At 71.5% G+C, this 19,064-nt stretch carries 17 protein-coding genes; 7 read left to right on the top strand and 10 right to left on the bottom strand.

Features of this window, described 5'->3' with window-relative positions:
• Window positions 1–51: 51 nt before the first annotated feature.
• Window positions 52–267, top strand: coding sequence for a dodecin (locus ACZ60E_RS27260; RefSeq protein ID WP_107019416.1), 216 nt, complete (start codon window positions 52–54; stop codon window positions 265–267).
• A gap of 117 nt (window positions 268–384) precedes the next feature.
• Here the strand turns inward: ACZ60E_RS27260 and ACZ60E_RS27255 are convergent, their stop codons facing one another.
• The 3 genes from ACZ60E_RS27255 to ACZ60E_RS27245 all read right to left on the bottom strand — a co-directional run bounded on the left by ACZ60E_RS27255 (window position 385) and on the right by ACZ60E_RS27245 (window position 2,939).
• A complete protein-coding gene (locus ACZ60E_RS27255; protein ID WP_469443828.1) occupies window positions 385–873 on the bottom strand; it encodes a phosphatase domain-containing protein in 489 nt (162 codons plus the stop codon).
• A gap of 75 nt (window positions 874–948) precedes the next feature.
• Window positions 949–1,740 (bottom strand): sulfite exporter TauE/SafE family protein, encoded by a 792-nt coding sequence (locus tag ACZ60E_RS27250; RefSeq protein ID WP_469443827.1) that lies wholly within the window; start codon window positions 1,738–1,740, stop codon window positions 949–951.
• A 143-nt stretch (window positions 1,741–1,883) separates the two neighbouring features.
• Window positions 1,884–2,939 carry a LacI family DNA-binding transcriptional regulator gene (locus tag ACZ60E_RS27245; RefSeq protein WP_469443826.1) on the bottom strand — a complete coding sequence of 352 codons (1,056 nt, stop codon included), beginning with the start codon at window positions 2,937–2,939 and terminating at the stop codon, window positions 1,884–1,886.
• Window positions 2,940–3,065: 126 nt separating this feature from the next.
• Here ACZ60E_RS27245 and ACZ60E_RS27240 point away from each other — a divergent pair, with 126 nt between their 5' ends.
• From ACZ60E_RS27240 to ACZ60E_RS27230, 3 genes are all read left to right on the top strand, one after another.
• Window positions 3,066–3,827, top strand: a complete 762-nt coding sequence (locus ACZ60E_RS27240; protein ID WP_384805674.1) for an SDR family oxidoreductase — start codon at window positions 3,066–3,068, stop codon at window positions 3,825–3,827.
• A 71-nt stretch (window positions 3,828–3,898) separates the two neighbouring features.
• Window positions 3,899–4,903, top strand: coding sequence for a Gfo/Idh/MocA family protein (locus tag ACZ60E_RS27235; RefSeq protein WP_384805672.1), 1,005 nt, complete (start codon window positions 3,899–3,901; stop codon window positions 4,901–4,903).
• Window positions 4,900–5,919, top strand: coding sequence for a Gfo/Idh/MocA family protein (locus ACZ60E_RS27230; RefSeq protein WP_469443824.1), 1,020 nt, complete (start codon window positions 4,900–4,902; stop codon window positions 5,917–5,919). Before ACZ60E_RS27235 ends, ACZ60E_RS27230 begins: the two co-directional genes overlap by 4 nt.
• Before the next feature lie 50 nt (window positions 5,920–5,969).
• Here the strand turns inward: ACZ60E_RS27230 and ACZ60E_RS27225 are convergent, their stop codons facing one another.
• Window positions 5,970–6,857 carry a sugar phosphate isomerase/epimerase family protein gene (locus ACZ60E_RS27225; protein WP_384805668.1) on the bottom strand — a complete coding sequence of 296 codons (888 nt, stop codon included), beginning with the start codon at window positions 6,855–6,857 and terminating at the stop codon, window positions 5,970–5,972.
• A 201-nt stretch (window positions 6,858–7,058) separates the two neighbouring features.
• Between ACZ60E_RS27225 and ACZ60E_RS27220 the strand changes: the two genes are divergently transcribed.
• A complete protein-coding gene (locus ACZ60E_RS27220; RefSeq protein ID WP_469443822.1) occupies window positions 7,059–8,075 on the top strand; it encodes an LLM class flavin-dependent oxidoreductase in 1,017 nt (338 codons plus the stop codon).
• Window positions 8,076–8,248: 173 nt separating this feature from the next.
• Entirely contained in the window at window positions 8,249–10,624 is a 2,376-nt protein-coding gene (locus tag ACZ60E_RS27215) for an ATP-binding cassette domain-containing protein (protein ID WP_469443821.1), read from the top strand.
• Here ACZ60E_RS27215 and ACZ60E_RS27210 read toward each other — a convergent pair.
• The 6 genes from ACZ60E_RS27210 to ACZ60E_RS27185 all read right to left on the bottom strand — a co-directional run bounded on the left by ACZ60E_RS27210 (window position 10,612) and on the right by ACZ60E_RS27185 (window position 17,845).
• Window positions 10,612–12,132: an acyl-CoA synthetase gene (locus ACZ60E_RS27210; protein ID WP_469443820.1), complete on the bottom strand. Its 1,521-nt coding sequence runs from the start codon at window positions 12,130–12,132 to the stop codon at window positions 10,612–10,614. The two genes, ACZ60E_RS27215 and ACZ60E_RS27210, sit on opposite strands and share 13 nt — an antisense overlap.
• 33 nt (window positions 12,133–12,165) lie before the next feature.
• Window positions 12,166–12,972, bottom strand: a complete 807-nt coding sequence (locus ACZ60E_RS27205) for a lysophospholipid acyltransferase family protein (RefSeq protein ID WP_469443818.1) — start codon at window positions 12,970–12,972, stop codon at window positions 12,166–12,168.
• Between the two features lie 242 nt (window positions 12,973–13,214).
• Window positions 13,215–13,985 carry a GNAT family N-acetyltransferase gene (locus ACZ60E_RS27200; RefSeq protein ID WP_385838058.1) on the bottom strand — a complete coding sequence of 257 codons (771 nt, stop codon included), beginning with the start codon at window positions 13,983–13,985 and terminating at the stop codon, window positions 13,215–13,217.
• A 416-nt stretch (window positions 13,986–14,401) separates the two neighbouring features.
• Window positions 14,402–15,151, bottom strand: coding sequence for a succinate dehydrogenase/fumarate reductase iron-sulfur subunit (locus ACZ60E_RS27195; protein WP_384805656.1), 750 nt, complete (start codon window positions 15,149–15,151; stop codon window positions 14,402–14,404).
• Entirely contained in the window at window positions 15,148–17,136 is a 1,989-nt protein-coding gene (locus tag ACZ60E_RS27190) for a fumarate reductase/succinate dehydrogenase flavoprotein subunit (protein WP_453790358.1), read from the bottom strand. Before ACZ60E_RS27190 ends, ACZ60E_RS27195 begins: the two co-directional genes overlap by 4 nt.
• A gap of 1 nt (window position 17,137) precedes the next feature.
• On the bottom strand, window positions 17,138–17,845 hold the full coding sequence (locus ACZ60E_RS27185) for a succinate dehydrogenase (protein ID WP_453790359.1): 708 nt from the start codon (window positions 17,843–17,845) through the stop codon (window positions 17,138–17,140).
• A 94-nt stretch (window positions 17,846–17,939) separates the two neighbouring features.
• Here ACZ60E_RS27185 and ACZ60E_RS27180 point away from each other — a divergent pair, with 94 nt between their 5' ends.
• Complete coding sequence (locus ACZ60E_RS27180) at window positions 17,940–18,824, top strand: LysR family transcriptional regulator (protein ID WP_453790360.1); 885 nt, start codon at window positions 17,940–17,942, stop codon at window positions 18,822–18,824.
• Window positions 18,825–19,064 lie beyond the last annotated feature (240 nt).

The raw sequence follows: 19,064 nt of genomic DNA, 5'->3' as shown, positions 1-19,064 counted from the left end.
CACCGTGGAACGACACGTGGCACACGGGCCACGGCGGAGAGGAGCACCCGCATGTCCGACCACACCTACCGGGTCACCGAGATCGTCGGAACCTCGCACGAGGGCATCGACCAGGCGATCCGCAACGGCGTCTCCCGGGCCTCGCAGACCCTGCGCAACCTCGACTGGTTCGAGGTCACGCAGGTGCGCGGGCAGATCGAGAACGGTCAGGTCAAGCACTACCAGGTCGGCCTGAAGGTCGGTTTCCGCCTGGAGGACTCGGCCTGACGGCCGCCCGTGATCGACAAGCACGAGCACGAACACAAGCACGAGTGCCGGCACATGACGTGCACCGGGTGACGTGCACCGGCCCCTCCCCGCACGTTCGGGAGGGGCCGGTGCACGTCACGTCCGCCCGTCGCGCTCCTGCGCTTCCTCAAGCGCCGCCGACGCGGCGGCCCAGCGGGCCCGTACGACGGTGAATCCGGCGCGTTCGGCGTCCTCGCACACCAGCTCGTCGTCGTCCACGAGCACCCCGATCTCGCGGTTGCGGGCCAGTTCGTGGAGGATCTGCAGCTTGGTGCGCCGGGCGGGCCTGCGGTCGTCGTTGCGCCGCATCCGGACGCGGCCCTCGGGCAGGCCCTGGGCGGCGATCCAGGCCAGCGTGTCCTTGCGGCAGCGCTCGGGCCGCCCGGTCAGATAGAGGACCTCGCACTCCTCGGCGTGCTCCAGGGCCAGTGCCACGCCCTCGGCCAGGGGCGGATCGTGCGGCGCCGCGGCGAAGAAGGCGTCCCAGTTCCGCGGCTTCTGCTCCAGGAACCGCTGCCGGTGCGCGGTGTCGGCGAGCGTGCCGTCGAGGTCGAAGACGGCGAGGGGCGTGCTGTTGTTCGTCACAGCGGCCACCCTAGAACGCCGCTTCGGCCAGCTCGGGCCCCGCTTCGGTCACCTCGAAACGCCGCTCCCCTCCGGTCAGGACGCGGTCGCGTCCCGCCACAGGGTCCACGCGAGTCCGAAGCCGGCGAGGGCGATCGCGATGCGCAGCGGGGCCTCGGGCAGTCGCCGTACGACCACGGGTCCCATCCAGGCGCCCGCGAAGCAGCCCACGCCGAGCGTGAGGGCCGCGCTCCAGTCGACCGGGGCGAGGAAGGCGTAGGCGACGGCCGCGGTGACGTTGGCGGCGCCGGTGGCGATGTTCTTGACCGCGTTGGTCACGGGCAGCGGTTCCGTCGCGGACAGGGAGAGCACGGCGAGCATCAGGACGCCCGCCGCCGCGCCGAAGTAGCCGCCGTACAGACCGACCAGCAGTACGGCACAGGCCAGGGGGAGCCCGGGTACGGACGAGGCCGGGCCGGCGCTGAGGCGCGCGGTCAGCCGCCGCAGGGGCTCACGGATCAGGATCAGTACCGAGCCGAGGGCCACGAGCCACGGTACGACCAGCTCGAACGTCGACGAGGGTGTGCCGAGGAGCAGGGCCGCGCCGATCGCCCCGCCCAGTGCCGCCGCGAGGCCCAGCCGGATCAGCCGGGCGCGCTGGCCGCGCAGTTCGACCCGGGCGCCCACCGCGCTTCCGACGGTGTTGGAGAAGAGCGCCACGGTGTTGGTGACATTGGCCGCCACGGGCGGCAGGCCCGCGGCGAGGAGCGCGGGGTAGCTGAACAGCGAGGCCAGACCGGCGATGGAACCGGCGATCCCGGAGGCGACACCGGCGGCAAGGAGCAGCAGGACGCGTCCGGGGTCGGCTCCGGCGATGAGCGCTTGCACGTGACCCTCTTGTCTCCACGGGTGCGGTGGCGTCCTGGCCCGCCACACACTGTCGTTCCACCCTATAGACACCATCCACATATGCAGACAGCGGGGCACGGCTGAACTCACCCGGGGGTCTCCCGGGGCCCGCTCCTCAGGTGTCAGACGCCGAACGGCCCGGCCGACGCGAGCGGCACACCCGGCGGCATGTTGTACGGCGTGACCACCTGGATCGCCGACGGCAGGAAGGGGCCTTCGTCGGGAAGCGCCTTGTGCGCGCGCATGATGGTCTGGCAGGCGCGCCGCATGTCCTGGCGCAGGTCGTGGTGGAGCACGGCGGACAGCCGGCCTTCGCGCAGGAAGCCGGTGTTGTCGTGATCCAGGTCGTGGGCGATGAACACCGCGCACTCCCGGCCGAGGAGGCCGAACGCGTCGAGGGTCGCCGCGTTGCCGCCGCCGGCCGAGTAGACGGCGATGACGTCCTCGTCCCGCTTGAGGGCGTCCAGGACGAGGTCCCGCTGGGTGGCGTCAAGCCCGTCGCTGTCGGTGACCTCCACCAGGGACCTTCCGGGCTGCGCGCTCCGCATCGCGCTGCGGAAACCCATCTCCCGCTCCTCCTCGCCGCGGAAGGAGCCCCGGCTGATCGTGGCGAGCACGTTGCCCGGCCGGTCGCCGAGCCACTGCCCGATGAGATAGGCGGCGGTGGCGCCCGCCGCCCGGTTGTCGATCCCCACGTACGCCATGCGCGCGCTGCTGGGCAGATCGCTCACCAGCGTGACGACGGGGATGCCCGCCGCGACCAGCCGGCTGACGGCGGCGACGATCTCCGGCAGGTCCGGCGCCTTGAGGATCACGCCCTGCGAGCCGCGCTTGGCGATCTTGTCCAGGGTCACGACCAGGTCCGAGGCGGGGCAGGTCTCCCGGAAGTGGAAGCGCGACCGGACCACGGCGGGGTGCAGGGAGGGCAGTTCGGCCTCCAGGGCGTCCCGTACGGCGGTGGAGAACCGTTCCGGCGTCTGCATCACGATGTCGATCATGAACGTGCGGCCGCCGATGCGCACCTGGGTCCGCTGGCGGTCCAGGTCCTTGATGGCCTGGCGCACCTCCATGACGGTGCTCTCCCGTACGCCGCCGCGGTCGTTGAGGACGCGGTCGACCGTGGCCTCGCTCAGACCGGCCTGACGGGCGATCTCCCTGATCGGATATGGATGGCGCACGACGGCCCCCGCTGCAAATGACGGACTTTTGATGGCTCTCTGCGGATTGTATGACGGCCTTTCGTTCACAAGACTGACAGTGGCGCCGCCGGAGCCGAAGCCTGAGCCGAAGGAGACAACGCACTCATGGGACTTCTTGAGGACAAGGTCGTCCTCGTCAACGGCGGCAGCCAGGGAGTGGGCGCGGGGATCGTCCGCGCGGCCCTGCGCGAGGGCGCGACCGTCGTCTTCACCGGACGCCGGGCCGAGGTCGGCGAGAAACTCGCCGCGGACACCGGCGCCCGTTTCGTACGCGCCGACCTGGCGGACGCGGCGCAGGCGCGCGACAGCGTGGTCCGGACCGTGGACACGTACGGGCGTATCGACTGCCTGGTCAACGCGGCGGGGCTCACGTCACGCGGTTCGCTCCTGGACACCACGCCGGAACTGTTCGACGCGCACATGGCGATCAATCTGCGGGCGCCGTTCTTCGCGATGCAGGCCGCGGTCACCGACATGACGGCCCGCAAGGCGCCCGGCACGGTCGTGAACATCATCTCGAACTGCGCGCACGGCGGCCCGCCGCATCTGGCGCCGTACTCCACGGCGAAGGCCGGTCTCGCGGGGCTCACCCGCAACGCGGCCCACGCGCACCGCTGGGACCGGATCCGCATCAACGGCCTGAACATCGGCTGGACGGACACCGAGGGCGAGGACGCCACCCAGCGCGCCTTCCACGACGCGGGCGACGACTGGCGGGAGAAGGCCGCGGCGGCCCTGCCGATGGGCAAGCTCGGACAGGTCGACGAGATCGCCGACTTCGTCGTCCTCCTGCTCTCCGATCGCAGCGGTGTGGTGACCGGCTCGGTCATCGACTGGGACCAGACCGTCTTCGGCGGGCTCGACTGAACCGCCCTCGGGGCTGAACCTCCGGGTTGAACCTCTGGGCTGAACCATTGGGTTGAAGGAGCAAGATTCGCATGCGTATTGGCATCATGGGGCTGGGCCGGATCGGCGCGTTCCACGCGGAGACCCTGGCCGGACTCGAAGCGGTCGACTCGCTCGTGGTGACCGACCCGGTCGCCGCGGCGGCCTCGTCGGCCGCCGAGCGGTTCGGGGCCACGGCCGTGGACTCCCCCGACGCGGTGTTCGCCGCCGGCGTCGACGGAGTCGTGATCGCCGCCGCGACCGACGCCCACCCCGAACTCCTCCTCGCCGCCGTCAAGGCGGGCATCCCGGTCTTCTGCGAGAAGCCCGTGGCCCGCGGTGTCGAGGAGAGCCTCGAAGTGCTGCGCGCGGTGGAGGCCGGCGGGGTCGAGGTGCACATCGGCTACAACCGGCGCTTCGACGCGGGCTGTGTCGCCGCGCGCCAGGCCGTGGTGAGCGGTGAACTCGGTCTGCTGCACACCGTGCGGTCCACCACCCTGGACCCCGCGCCGCCGCCCGCCGCGTACGTGGCCGTGTCCGGCGGCATCTTCCGCGACTGCAGCGTGCACGACTTCGACATCGTGCGCTGGGTCACCGGCCGCGAGGTCGTCGAGGTGTACGCGACCGGCGGCAACCGGGGCGCGGACTTCATCGCGGCGGCGGGCGACGCCGACACCGCCTCCGCGCTGCTCACCTTCGACGACGGCACGATCGGTGTCATCTCCAACTCCCGTCACAACGCCCGCGGTTACGATGTCCGCCTGGAGGTGCACGGCATGCTGGACAGCATCGCCGTGGGCCTGGAGGACAAGCTGCCGCTGCGGTCCGTCGAGCCGGGCGCCACCTTCCCCGCCGGGCCCCCGCACCACTTCTTCATGGACCGCTTCGCCGCCGCCTACCGCGCCGAACTCACCGCGTTCACCGAGGTCGTGGCGGGCTCCCGGCCCTCCCCCTGCACCGTGGCCGACGCCCTCGAAGCGAGCTGGATCGCCGAGGCCTGCACGCTGTCGCTGCGCGAGCACCGGCCCGTACGACTGGAAGAGGTGCGCACCGCATGACGGAGGAACCCCTGCGGATCGGGGTGCTGGGCGCGGCCCGTATCGCCGAGCTGTCGATCGCGGGACCCGCCCGGGTGACCGGCCACCGTCTCGTGGCGGTGGCCGCCCGCGACCGGTCCCGCGCCGAGGCCTTCGCCGCCGAGCACGACGTCGAACGGGTCCTGGACTCGTACGCCGACGTCGTATCCGACCCGGCGGTCGAGGTCGTCTACAACCCCCTCGCCAACGGCCTGCACGCGCCCTGGAACCTCGCCGCGCTCGCCGCGGGCAAGCATGTGCTCACCGAGAAACCCTCGGCGAGCAACACCGAGGAGGCCGCCGAGGTCCGGGACGCCGTCGCGAAGGCCGGCACGGTCTTCATGGAGGGCTTCCACTATCTGTTCCACCCGGTCACCCGGCGTCTGCACGAGCTGCTGGAGAGCGGGGAGCTGGGCGAGCTGCGGCATGTGGAGACCACGATGGTCATGCCGGCCCCGCCGGACACGGACCCGCGCTGGTCGCTGCCCCTCGCGGGCGGCGCCCTGATGGACCTGGGCTGCTACAGCCTGCACGCCCAGCGGGTGCTCGCGCCCTGGGCGGGCGGCGTCCCGCGGCTCGTCGCGGCGCGCGGCGGCGAACGGGTGGGCGCGCCCGGGGTGGACGAATGGCTGGACGCGGACCTGGAGTTCCCGGGCGGCGCCACCGGTACGGCCCGCTGCCACATGGCGCACGACGGGTGGGAGATGAGCTGCCGGATCGTGGGCTCGCACGGTGAGGCGACGGCGGTGAACTTCGTCCAGCCGCATCTGGACGACCGGGTCCGGGTCCGTACGGCCTCGGGCGAGCGCGTCGAGATGCTCGGCCGCCGGTCCTCGTACACCTATCAGCTCGAAGCGTTCGCGGCGCATCTGCGCAGGGGCGTGCCCCTGCGGCTGGACGCCGATGACGCGCTCGCCACGATGCGTCTCATCGACGACTGCTACCGGAGTGCGGGGCTGCCGCTCAGGCCGCGGACGGCTCTTCCGTCCACGCCCTGAGCGGTCCTGCCTCTTCTCTTCCTGGCGGCTTCAGCGGTTGCTTCAGCGCATCACTGTCGTGCGTCGCGGAGCACCGAGCGCAGGAATTCCGCGCTGCTCCACACGTCGTCGACGGGCCCCTTGCCGGCGGGCTCGTCGGTGAGGATGGTGTCCTGCTCCAGGACGTACCAGCCGTCGTAGCCGCGTGCCCCGAGGTGGCTCACGATGGCCCGGACGTCCACGTCACCGGCGCCGAGCGGCCGGTACATGCCGTCCCGGACGGCGTCCGTGTAGCTGAGGCGGCCCGACCGGACCTTGGCGGCGAGGGCGGCGTCCACGTCCTTCATATGGGTGTGGGCGATCCGCTCGGGGGCCTGCCGGGTCAGCTCGGCGGGGTCGGTACCGCCGATGAGCAGGTGGCCCGTGTCGAGACAGAGCGAGATCGCGGAGTGCTCCAGCACCCGCTGGACCTCCTCGCCGTTCTCGACCATCGTGCCGACGTGCGGGTGCAGTACCGCCTGCACGCCCCGTTCGGCGGCCAGCGCGGTCAGACGGTCCAGGTTGGACAGCAGCAGCTTCCAGCCGTCGGCGTCCAGCTCGGGCCTGGAGTCGTACCCCTCCTGCCCCGTGACGGCCGACAGGACCAGGACGTCGGCCCCGGACGCGGCATAGCTCTCCAGGAGCGTGTCGACCTCGGGCAGCGGATCATGCCCGGGTACGTGCAGCAGGAGCGGGGTGAAGCCGCCGACCGCCTGGAGGTCGTGGTGGGCGAGGACCTGCGCCATGGCCGCAGGCTCGCCGGGCAGAAAGCCCTCGGGCCCGAACTCGGTGGCGGCGAGGCCGACCTCGCGCATCTCCTTCAGCACGCGCTCGGGCGTCAACTGGTAACCCCAGTCGGGTACTTCGCACACGCCCCACGAGATGGGCGCACCGGCGATCCGCGGTGATCGAGTGTCCATGGCGCAACGTTAAGTGCATCCCGGCCCAAAAATGAAGGGGTCGATCCCTCAGCGGGGCCTCATCGTGTCCATCTTTTTCCCGTCATTCGCCACCCTGCCGAAACCCACCCGGAAGAAATCGGCGAAACGACTGTTGAGACAGACGAAGGAGCACAGCGCTTCCACCCCGTTCCTTCCAGCGGAGAGGCCGACGGAGAAGCCATGTCGCACCAGCAGGACCACCGGACCCGCTTCTCCGTCCTCGACCGCTCGCGCACCCGGGAGGGCCACGGTGCCCCCGAGGCGCTGCGCGACACCGTCCGGCTGGCGCGGGAGCTGGAGGGGCTCGGCTACCACCGGATCTGGGTCTCGGAGCACCACGGCGTACCGGGCGTCGCCGGTTCCGCGCCGACCGTCCTGGCCGCCGCGGTCGCCGCCGCGACCCGCTCGATCCGGGTGGGCACGGGCGGGGTGATGCTGCCCAATCATCAGCCCCTGGTGGTGGCGGAACAGTTCGGCGTCCTGGAATCCCTCTTCCCCGGCCGTATCGACATGGGTCTGGGCCGGTCCGTGGGGTTCACGGACGGCGTACGCAGGGCGCTGGGCCGGGACAAGGACGTGGCCGACGACTTCGCGGCGCAGCTCGACGAGCTGCTGGGCTGGTTCCGCGGCACGTCCCCGACCGGGGTGCGCGCACGCCCCGCCGAGGGTCTGACCGTGCCACCGTTCGTGCTGGCCATGGGCGAGGGCGCGACGATCGCCGCCCGGGCCGGGCTGCCCATGGTGATCGGCGACATCAGGAACCGCGAGAAGATGCGCCGCGGCATCGACCACTACCGCGAGACGTTCCGGCCCTCCGTGTGGGCGTCGGAGCCGTACGTCGTCATCTCGGGCACGGTCGCGGTCGCGGGGACGCCGGAGGAGGCACGGCGGCTGCTGCTGCCGGAGGCGTGGTCGATGGCGTACGCACGCACGCACGGTACGTTTCCGCCGTTGCCGTCCGCCGAGCGGGTCGAGTCGCTGACGCCGGCGATGACGGAGAAGGAGCGGGGCTTCTACGAGTCCGGGCTCTCCGGTCAGATCGCCGGGACCGAGGAGCAGGTCGCCCATGAGCTGTCGACGGTGATCAAGGAGACCTCTGCGGACGAGGTGCTGGTCACGACCAGTACGTACGACCGGGAGGGGCTGGTGGACTCGTTCCGGCGGCTGGCGCGGGTTGTGGGGCTGGAGCCGGTATGAGTGTTCCACTGGGGTGACCTCGGGTTTGTGGGGTGAGTGCGGGCAGGCTGGTGCTGGTCGCGCCCACTCGGCGGAGCCGCAAAATGTCACAGCCCCGCGCCCCTTACGGGCGCGCCCTGCCGCACCGTGCATCATCGGTACTGCCCCGCTCGCCGTACCTCTGGAGTCACCCCATGCACAGCCCCCATGACCCGTACGTCCGCGTGCGGGGTGCCCGTGAGCACAATCTTCAGGGGGTCGACGTCGACATCCCGCGGGATGTGCTGGTGGTGTTCACGGGGGTGTCCGGGTCCGGGAAGTCGTCGCTGGCCTTCGGGACGATCTACGCGGAGGCCCAGCGGCGGTACTTCGAGTCGGTGGCCCCGTACGCGCGGCGGCTGATCCATCAGGTGGGGGCGCCTAAGGTCGGCGACATCAGCGGACTGCCGCCCGCGGTGTCGCTCCAGCAGCGGCGGTCGACGCCCACCTCTCGCTCCTCGGTGGGTACGGTCACCAACCTCTCGAACTCCCTGCGGATGCTGTTCTCCCGCGCGGGCCGGTACCCGCCGGGCGCCGAACGGCTCGACTCGGACTCCTTCTCGCCGAACACCGCCGCCGGGGCCTGCCCCGAGTGCCACGGGCTCGGCCAGGTGCACCGCACGACCGAGGAACTGCTGGTCCCCGATCTGGCGCTGTCGATCCGGGAGGGCGCGATCGCCGCATGGCCGGGCGCCTGGCAGGGCAAGAACCTGCGCGACGTCCTCGACACGCTGGGGTACGACGTCGACCGGCCGTGGCGCGACCTGCCCGCCGGGCAGCGCGGGTGGATCCTCTTCACGGACGAGCAGCCGGTCGTGACGGTCCATCCGGTACGGGACGCGGGGCGCATCCAACGCCCGTACCAGGGCACGTACATGAGCGCACGCCGCTATGTCCTGAAGACGTTCTCGGACTCCAGGAGTCAGACGTTGCGGGCGAAGGCGGAGCGGTTCCTCGCCGCGACGCCCTGTCCGCTGTGCGGTGGCAGCCGGCTGCGGCCCGAGGCGCTCGCGGTGACCTTCGCGGGCCGGACCATCGCGGAGCTTGCCGCGCTGCCGCTCGTCGAACTGGCCGGCTCCCTGGCGGATCACGGTGGTTCGGAGACGGCCCGTGTCCTCACGGAGGACCTGCTCGCCCGTATCTCCCCCGTCACCGAACTGGGTCTCGGCTACCTCAGCCTCGCCCGGTCCACCCCGACCCTGTCGGCGGGCGAGCTGCAACGGCTGCGCCTGGCCACGCAGTTGCGCTCCGGGCTCTTCGGGGTCGTCTACGTCCTGGACGAGCCGTCCGCCGGACTGCACCCGGCGGACACCGAGGCCCTGCTCACGGTCCTGGACCGGCTGAAGGCGGCGGGCAACTCGGTGTTCGTCGTGGAGCACAGCCTCGACGTCGTGCGCGGCGCCGACTGGCTGGTCGACGTGGGCCCGAAGGCGGGCGAGCACGGCGGGCAGGTGCTGCACAGCGGCCCGGTGGCGGAGCTGGAGCACGTCACCGGGTCCGCGACGGGCCGGTTCCTCTTCGACCGCTCCCCCGCTCCGGTACGCGAAGTCCGCGCGGCACGAGGCTGGTTGAAGGCCGGGCCGGTGAACCGCCACAACCTGCGCGACACGACGGCCGAGTTCCCGCTCGGTGTCCTCACCGCGGTCACCGGTGTCTCCGGCTCGGGCAAGTCCACGCTCATCGGGGAGATCACGGAGCAACTGCCGGGTGTGGGACGGCTGGTGAGCGTCGACCAGAAGCCCATCGGCCGTACGCCCCGCTCGAATCTGGCCACGTACACGGGTCTCTTCGACGTCGTGCGCAAGGTCTTCGCCGGGACGGAGGAGGCGGGCCGTCGCGGGTACGGGGTCGGCCGGTTCTCCTTCAACGTCCCTGGCGGGCGGTGCGAGACCTGTCAGGGCGAGGGGTTCGTCAGCGTCGAGCTGCTCTTCCTGCCGAGCACCTACGCCCCGTGCCCGGACTGCGGCGGGGCGCGCTACAACCCCGAGACGCTCGAAGTGACGTACCGGGACAAGAACATCGCGCAGGTGCTGGACCTGACGGTCGAGGCCGCCGCCGGCTTCTTCGCGGACACCCCGGCCGTGGCCCGCAGCCTCGCCACGCTCCTCGACGTCGGCCTCGGCTATCTGCGGCTCGGCCAGCCCGCGACCGAGCTGTCCGGCGGCGAGGCACAGCGCATCAAGCTCGCGAGCGAACTCCAGCGCGTACGCCGGGGCCACACGCTCTACCTCCTCGACGAGCCGACGACCGGTCTGCACCCGGCCGATGTCGAGGTGCTGATGCGGCAGTTGCACGGTCTGGTCGACGGCGGGCACAGCGTCGTGGTCGTGGAGCACGACATGGCGGTGGTGGCGGGCGCCGACTGGGTGATCGACCTGGGCCCCGGCGGCGGCGACGCGGGCGGACGGATCGTGGCGGCGGGGCCTCCGGCGGAGGTCGCGCGGGCGGCGGGGAGCGCGACGGCCCCGTACCTCGCGCGTGCGCTGCCCCGGAGCGGCCCGCTGGAGCCGGACGGCTCTCAGTCCCAATAGGCCTGCCGCAGCCTTGACTTGGCCAGCTTGCCCGTAGGCGTACGCGGCAGCGCGTCCGTGAAGTCCACACTGCGGGGCGCCTTGTAGTGGGCGATGCGGTCGCGCACGAAGTCGAGGAGTTCGCGGGCGAGCCGCGGTCCCGGGGTCGCGCCGGGGGCCGGCTGGACGACGGCCTTGACCGCCTCGCCCATCTCCGGGTCCGGTACGCCGACGACCGCCACGTCGGCGACCTGGGGGTGCAGGGTGAGACAGTCCTCGATCTCCTGCGGGTAGATGTTCACGCCGCCGGAGATGATGGTGAACGCCCGGCGGTCGGTGAGGAAGAGATAGCCGTCCTCGTCGACGTGCCCGATGTCCCCGGTGGTCGTCCAGTTCGGGTGTTCGGGGTGCTGTGCCTGCCGGGTGCGGGCCTCGTCGTTGTGGTAGCGGAACGGGAGTTCGTCGCGCTCGAAGTACACGGTCCCGGTCTCGCCGACGGGCAGCACCTTGCCGTCGTCGTCGCAGATCCGCAGCTCGCCGAGGAATCCGCCGCGGCCCACCGTCCCGGGCTTGCGCAGCCACTCCTCGGGGCCGACGAAGGTGATCCCGTTGGCCTCGGTCGCCGAGTAGTACTCGTACAGGACGGGCCCCCACCAGTCCATCATCCGGCGTTTGACCTCGACGGGGCAGGGCGCGGCGGCGTGGACGGCGACCCTCGTCGACGACACGTCGTACGCGGCGCGCACCTCGTCCGGCAGCTTCAGCATCCGTACGAACATGGTGGGCACCCACTGGCTGTGCGTGACGCGGTGCCGTTCGATCGCCGCCAACGCGTCGCGCGGGTCGAAGGAGTCGAGGGAGTTCATCAGGACGACCGTGCCGCCGGTCGCGGTCACCACGAAGCTGAAGCGCAGGGGCGCCGCGTGGTAGAGCGGGGCCGGGCAGAGGTAGACGGTGTCCTCGCCGAAGCCGTACATGGGCTGGAAGAGCAGTTGGTACATGCTCATCTCCTCGCGGACGTCCCCCTCGGGGAGCGTCGGCGCGATGCCTTTGGGCAGGCCCGTGGTGCCGGAGGAGTAGAGCATGTCGACGCCGCGGGGCTGGTGGGCCGGGGGTTCGGGTGAGGCGTCGGCGAGGGCGCGTTCGTACGAGCCGTCGTCGAAGTTCAGGTGCAGTGCGGTGTCCGGCGCCAACTCGCGCACACCACGCCCGAGTTCGGTGAGGGGTGCCGAGACGATGAGCGCCCTCGCCCCGCAGTCGCGGACGATGTAGGCGGCCTCCTCGGCGGTCAGGTGGTGGTTGACCACGGTCAGGTAGAAGCCGGAGCGCAGTGCCGCCCAGTAGACCTCCAGGACGCGCGGGTCGTTGTCGGCGAGGAGCGCCAGATGGTCGCCGACGCGCAGTCCGGCGGACCGCAGATGGTCGGCGAGCCGCAGGGAACGGTCCTCCAGCCGGCCGTAGGTGAGAGCACGGCCGCCGTCGGCGGTGACGACGGCCGTCCTGGCGGGGTCGTACGCTCCGGGATACATGCGGGGACGGTACCCCGGTCAGGTGACGGACCGTCAGAGGTGTGCGTGCGCTTCCGTGTTCACGCGAGCGCGGGTGAGCGGGTGCGCGGCGCGGACGGAGTGGACGGCGACCGTTTCGGCGGCCCGGGCGAGGGTCCGCCGGTCGGGGGCGGAGCCCGGCGGGAGCAGCGGCCCGACCTGCACCTCGGCCACGAGGTCGCGGGCCGAGACGACCCGCCACACGGAGGTGAGCAGGGAGTCGCTGCCGACGAACGCGGGTGCGGTGCTGACCGCGCCCCCGTCGTGCCGGTACTGGAGGCCCACCGGCTGGACGGCCGCGTCCGCGTCGAGGGCGGCCTGGAAGGCGGCCCGGCGGAACCGGCCCTGGGCCCGGCCGCACCAGGTGCTCCCCTCGGGGAAGACCACGACCGCCCCGCCGTCACGCAGGGACTGCGCGATCCGCCCGACCGTCTCGGGCAGCGCGCGCAGCCGGTCGCGTTCGATGAACAGCGCGCCGCTGCTCGCGGTGAGCGCCCCGGCCACGGGCCACCGCCGGATCTCCGCCTTGGCGAGCATCCGGGCGGGCCGGACGGCCGCGAGCAGCGGGATGTCGAGCCAGGAGATGTGGTTGGCCACCAGCAGCAGGCCCCCGGTGGGCGGGGCCGCGCCGGTGGTCCGCAGCTCCACACCCGCGGCGCGCACGATCGTCCGGCACCACCGTCTGATGAGCCGGTCGCGCAGGCCCGCCGGAATGCGCGCGACGACCGGGATCAGCGCGATCCCGGTGGCGACCACGACGAGCAGCGAGACCAGCCGCAGCACGGCACGCGGCACGGCGGCGACCGCCCGTACCGACTCCACGCAGACCCCCGGGGTGCACGGGGCGCTGGGCAGCCATGCGCTCGCCGGAGGGGTGGCCGGACGCGCCCCGGACGGGCGTGCCCCTGTGGGGCGGGAGGCGACCTGCGAACCGCCGCGGCGCGGGCTGGGCACCTTTCCCATGCCCGGGCGCGGCGGGCCCGGGAAAGGCGGCCCGTCCGGGCCGGCGTGGGCCGCCGGGCCCCGGCGGGGACGCAGGAGCACGCCCATGCGGGACGTGCTCATCACGCGGGCACGAGGGAGAGGAAGTGCCGCAGATAGCGCGGGTTGACCCGGCGCATCGACAGCAGCACGTACAGGTCGGCGACGCCGAAGTCCGGGTCGTGGGCCGGCTCGGCACAAACCCAGGCACCGAGCCGCAGATAGCCGCGCAGGAGCGGGGGAAGTTCGGCGCGGCCCGCCCGGGCGACACCCTCGGAGTTCCAGGGCAGCAGCGGCCGTACGCGGTACTCCTCGGGGGCCAGGTGCTTGTCCCGCACCCGGTCCCAGGTGCCCGCGGCGAGAGTGCCGCCGTCGGCGAGCGGGATGGAGCAGCAGCCCGCCAGCCATTCGTGGCCGCCGTCGATCATGTAGCGGGCGATACCGGCCCAGATCAGACCGATGACGGCGCCGTCGCGGTGGTCGGGGTGGACGCAGGAGCGGCCGACCTCGACGAGGCCGGGGCGGATCGCGGCGAGGGGGCCGAGGTCGAACTCGCTCTCCGAGTAGAGCCGCCCGGCGACCGCGGCGCGCTCGGGCGGCAGCAGCCGGTAGGTGCCGACGACCTGGCCGGTCGTGGTGTCGCGCACGAGCAGGTGGTCGCAGTACGCGTCGAAGGCGTCGACGTCCAGGCCCGGCTGCGAGGTGGCCAGCAGGGCGCCCATCTCGCCGGCGAAGACGTCGTGGCGCAGTCGTTGTGCGTCCCGGACGTCGGACTCGTCGCGGGCGAGGGTGACGGTGTAGCGGGTGGGTGCCGTCGACAGTGGGGGGCTGTCGAGCGTGGAAACGCCGGTCATGGCTCTCTCCTGGTCACAGGCCGGATGCGGCGGAGCGGCGCGACGGACCATGCTGCACAGGTCCGTGCGCTCCTGTTCTTCCGACCCCGGCTGACCGCCGAGTAACCCACGGAGAGAGCGCGAGTGTGAGCTTGCTGAATCCCAGGGGTGGCGCTCCGCTTGCGGCACGGGGAACGACGCAGCCCTTCACCCTCAGGGGCGCGGGGAACGGCGCAATCTTTCGCCTTCAGACCCGCGGAGAACGACCCGGCCCTTCACCCTCAGGGGCGCGGGGAACGGCGCAATCCTTTGCCTTTGGGGGCGCGGGGAACGGCGCAGTCTTTCGTCTTTCAGGGGCGCGGGGAACTGCGCGACCAGCCCCCACGCACCCGCACCCGACACACACCCGAAGCCAGTTCACAAACGGGCGGCCAGCCCTACCGCTTCGCGGCCTTCCGGCCGGCCCGAAGCCATTCCTTGTTCATCCCGGTGATGGAGAACAAGGGAATCCCCTTGGGACAGGCAGTCGCACACTCCCCCACGAGCGTGCACCCCCCGAACCCCTCCTCATCCATCTGCGCCACCATGTCCAGCACCCGCGTCTCCCGCTCAGGAGCCCCCTGGGGCAGCACATTCAGATGATTCACCTTCGCCGAGGTGAACAGCATGGCGGCCCCGTTGGGGCAGGCGGCCACACACGCCCCGCACCCGATGCACTCGGCGTGCTCGAACGCGAAGTCCGCGTCGGGCTTCGGCACCGGCGTGGCGTGCGCCTCCGGCGCCGCCCCGGTCGGCACGCTGACGTACCCGCCGGCCTGGATGATCCGGTCGAACGCGGACCGGTCGACCACGAGGTCCTTGACGACGGGGAACGCGGAGGCCCGCCACGGCTCGATGTCGATCGTGTCCCCGTCCTGGAAGGACCGCATGTGCAGCTGACAGGTCGTGGTGCGCTCGGGCCCGTGCGCGTCACCGTTGATGACCAGCGAGCAGGCGCCGCAGATGCCCTCACGGCAGTCGTGGTCGAAGGCGACGGGATCGTCACCGGCGAGGATGAGTTCCTCGTTGAGGGTGTCGAGCATCTCCAGGAACGACATGTCGGCCGAGATGCCGTCCACGTCGTAGGTGGACATCGCTCCGTCGGCGTCGGCGTTCTGTTGCCGCCAGACGCGCAGGGTGAGCTTCATGCGTAGCTCCGCTGGGTGGGGTGGACGTACTCGAAGACGAGGTCTTCCTTGTGCAGGACGGGCGCCCCGCCGGTGTCGGTGAACTCCCAGGCGGCCGCGTAGGAGAACTCCTCGTCGCGGCGGGCCGCCTCACCGTCGGGGGTCTGGGACTCCTCCCGGAAGTGCCCGCCGCAGGACTCCTCGCGGTGCAGCGCGTCCAGGCACATCAGCTCGGCCAGTTCCAGGTAGTCGACGATCCGGTTGGCCTTCTCCAGCGACTGGTTGAACTCCTCGCCCGTTCCGGGCACCTTGATCCGCCGCCAGAACTCCTCCCGGATCTGCGGGATGCGCTCCAACGCCTTGCGCAGCCCCGATTCCGTACGGGCCATGCCGCAGAACTCCCACATCAGTTCGCCGAGTTCGCGGTGGAAGGAGTCGGGGGTGCGGTCGCCGTCCACGGCGAGCAGCAGCCGCAGCCGGTCCTCGGTGTCGGCCAGCACCTCCTGCACGACCGGGTGTTCGTCGTCGATGGTCTCGTGGTGCGGGTTGCGGGCGAGGTAGTCGTTGATGGTCGACGGCAGGACGAAGTAGCCGTCGGCGAGGCCCTGCATGAGCGCGGACGCGCCCAGCCGGTTCGCCCCGTGGTCGGAGAAGTTCGCCTCGCCGATCGCGAACAGGCCGGGCACGGTGGTCTGCAGGTCGTAGTCGACCCACAGGCCGCCCATCGTGTAGTGCACGGCCGGATAGATCCGCATCGGCACGCTGTACGGGTCCTCGGCGGTGATCCGCGCGTACATGTCGAAGAGGTTGCCGTACTTGGCCTCCACGGCCTTGCGGCCCATCCGCGCGATGGCGTCGGCGAAGTCGAGGTAGACGCCCTGCCCGCCGGGCCCGACGCCGCGCCCCTCGTCGCACACGTTCTTCGCGGCCCGTGAGGCGATGTCCCGCGGTACGAGGTTGCCGAACGCCGGGTAGATGCGCTCCAGGTAGTAGTCCCGCTCGTCCTCCGGGATCCGGTCCGCCGGACGGTCGTCGCCCTTGGCCTTGGGCACCCAGATCCGCCCGTCGTTGCGCAGCGACTCACTCATCAGCGTCAGCTTCGACTGGTGCTCACCGGTGCGCGGGATGCACGTGGGGTGGATCTGTGTGAAACACGGGTTGGCGAAGTACGCGCCCCGCCGGTGCGCCCGCCAGATCGCGGTGGCGTTGGAGTTCATGGCGTTGGTCGACAGGTAGAAGACGTTGCCGTACCCGCCGCTCGCCAGCACGACGGCGTCCGCGTAGTAGGTGTCGATCTTCCCGGTGATCAGATCGCGGGCCACGATCCCCCGCGCCCGCCCGTCCACGACGATCACGTCGAGCATCTCGGTGCGGGCGTGCATCTCCACCGTGCCGGCCGCGATCTGCCTGCTGAGGGCCTGGTAGGCGCCGAGCAGGAGCTGCTGGCCTGTCTGCCCGCGGGCGTAGAACGTCCGGGACACCTGCACCCCGCCGAACGACCGGGTGTCCAGCAGACCGCCGTACTCCCGCGCGAACGGCACGCCCTGCGCGACGCACTGGTCGATGATCTCCACGGAGATCTGCGCGAGGCGGTGCACGTTCGACTCGCGTGCGCGGAAGTCGCCTCCCTTGACGGTGTCGTAGAACAGGCGGTGCACCGAGTCGCCGTCGTTGCGGTAGTTCTTCGCGGCGTTGATCCCGCCCTGCGCGGCGATCGAGTGGGCCCGGCGCGGGGAGTCCTGATAGCAGAACTGCACGACGTGGTAGCCCTGTTCGGCGAGCGTGGCCCCGGCCGCGCCGCCCGCGAGTCCCGTACCGACGACGATCACGGTGTGCTTGCGGCGGTTGGCGGGGTTGACCAGTTTGGCCTCGAAGCGGCGGGTGTCCCAGCGCTCGTTCACCGGCCCCTGGGGGGCCTTGGCGTCGACGACCGGTTCCCCGGTCGCGTACTCGGTGAAGGTGCCGTGTCCGGCGAACTCGGTGGTTCCGGCGAATTCAGCAGTCATGTCAGCTCACCACTCCGGTCATCACGCCCACGGGTACGGCGACGAAGCCAGCCGTGAGGACCACGGCGAGCACGTTGGCGATGGTCTTGAAGGCCCGGTCACGGGTGCGGCTGCCCACGCCGAGGGTCTGTGCGGCGCTCCAGAAGCCGTGCTGGACGTGCAGGCCGAGCGCGAGCATCGCGACGATGTAGATGACGTTGCCGTACCAGGTGGAGAAGGTGTCGATCACGTTCTGGTACGGGTGTCCGTGCTGGAAGCCGTTCGCGTGGACGGTGCCGGTGGTCAGGTCCAGGATGTGCCAGACGATGAACAGGCCGAGGATGATCCCGCCCCAGCGCATCGTCCGCGTGGCGTAACTGGCGCGGCGCTTCTTGTGCACGTACTTGGTGGGGCGTGCCCCGATGTCGCGGCGGCTGAGCTGGTACGCGGACACGGCGTGCGCGACGACGGCGACGACCAGGACGACGCGGACGATCCACAGGGCCCACTCGTAGTGGAGGAAGGGCTCGCCCAGGGTGCGCAGCCAGTGGGCGTAGTGGTCGAACTCGCCCTCGCCGAAGAAGATCTTGAGGTTGCCCAGCATGTGGACGGCCAGGTACCCCAGCATGATCAGGCCGCTGACGGCCATCACGGTCTTCTTGCCGACGGAGGAGTCCCAGATGGTGCGCGTCATGGACGGTTTTCGTTCCGTCCGCGTTGCCAGAGCCATGTGATCGACGCTACGGCCGAGGGGGTCGATCGGTCCAAGACATGGTATGGCTCGTTTCCATAGGCGATGCCTATCACCGTCGTACGATGGGGTCATGCAGTTCCAGCAGCTCCAGTACTTCGTGGCGGTCGCCGAGACCCGGCATTTCACCCGGGCCGCCGATGTCGTCCACGTGGCCCAGCCGTCGCTCTCCCAGCAGATCAAGGCGCTGGAACGGGAGTTGGGGGCCGACCTCTTCCTCCGGGCGCGGGGGAACATCACGCTCACGGACGCCGGGGAGGCGCTGTTGCCGCTGGCGCGGCGCATCCTCGCGGACGCGGAGACCGCCCGGCACGAGGTGCAGGAACTGGCTCAGCTGCGCAGCGGGCGGGTGCGGCTGGGCGCGACGCCGAGCCTGTGCACGGGGCTGCTGCCGGATGTACTGCGCGCCTTCCACGACCGCTACCCCGGGATCAGGCTGCTGATCGAGGAGGGCGGCTCGCACGACCTCGTACGGGAGCTGGCGCGCGGGGCGCTCGACCTGGCTCTCGTCGTCCTTCCGCTGCCTACGCCGTCGCCCGCGCTGACCACGGTGGAGGTGCTGCGGGAGGACCTCGTGGTGGTGTCCTCACCGGAGGCGCCGGCGCCGGGCGGCGGGCGGCGGACCGTCGGTGTCCCCGACCTGGAGGGGGAACGGCTCGTGATGTTCCGGCACGGGTACGACCTGCGGGAGCTGACCGTCGCCGCGTGCCGCTCCGCGGGGTTCGAGCCGGATTTCGCGGTCGAGGGCGGGGAGATGGATGCGGTGCTGGGGTTCGTGCGGGCGGGGTTGGGGGTGGCTGTGGTGCCGCGGATGGTGGCGGTGCGGTCGGGGGCGGGGTTGCGGGTGACGCCGCTGGCCCGGCCCGGGCTGGCCCGGACCATCGCGCTGGCCCACCGCAGTGACGTGGCGCCACCGCGGGCTGCACGCGAACTGCAACGCATGCTGCTGAAAAGGTGACCGGCCTTCACTGACCCGCCTTTGCTCGATGCGGGCCCACTGCCACTCGTTGCGCCGTTCCCCGCGCCCCTTCCGGGGCTAGGGTGCGCTTCTGACCTGCGGGTACGTCGTGGCTGAGCGCGCCGTTCCCCGCGCCCCTAACGGGGCACCAGCGCCCCGAAGGGGCGCGGGGAACTGCGCGGCCGGCCCCCACGCACCCGCAGGTCGGAGACGGGCCGTCGCCCCCACCCCCCAGGGGCG

The sequence above is a fragment of the Streptomyces sp. NPDC102514 genome, from assembly GCF_055584525.1.
The sequence above is the reverse complement of the archived record's forward strand: the minus strand, read 5'-3'. Positions and strand labels throughout refer to the sequence as shown.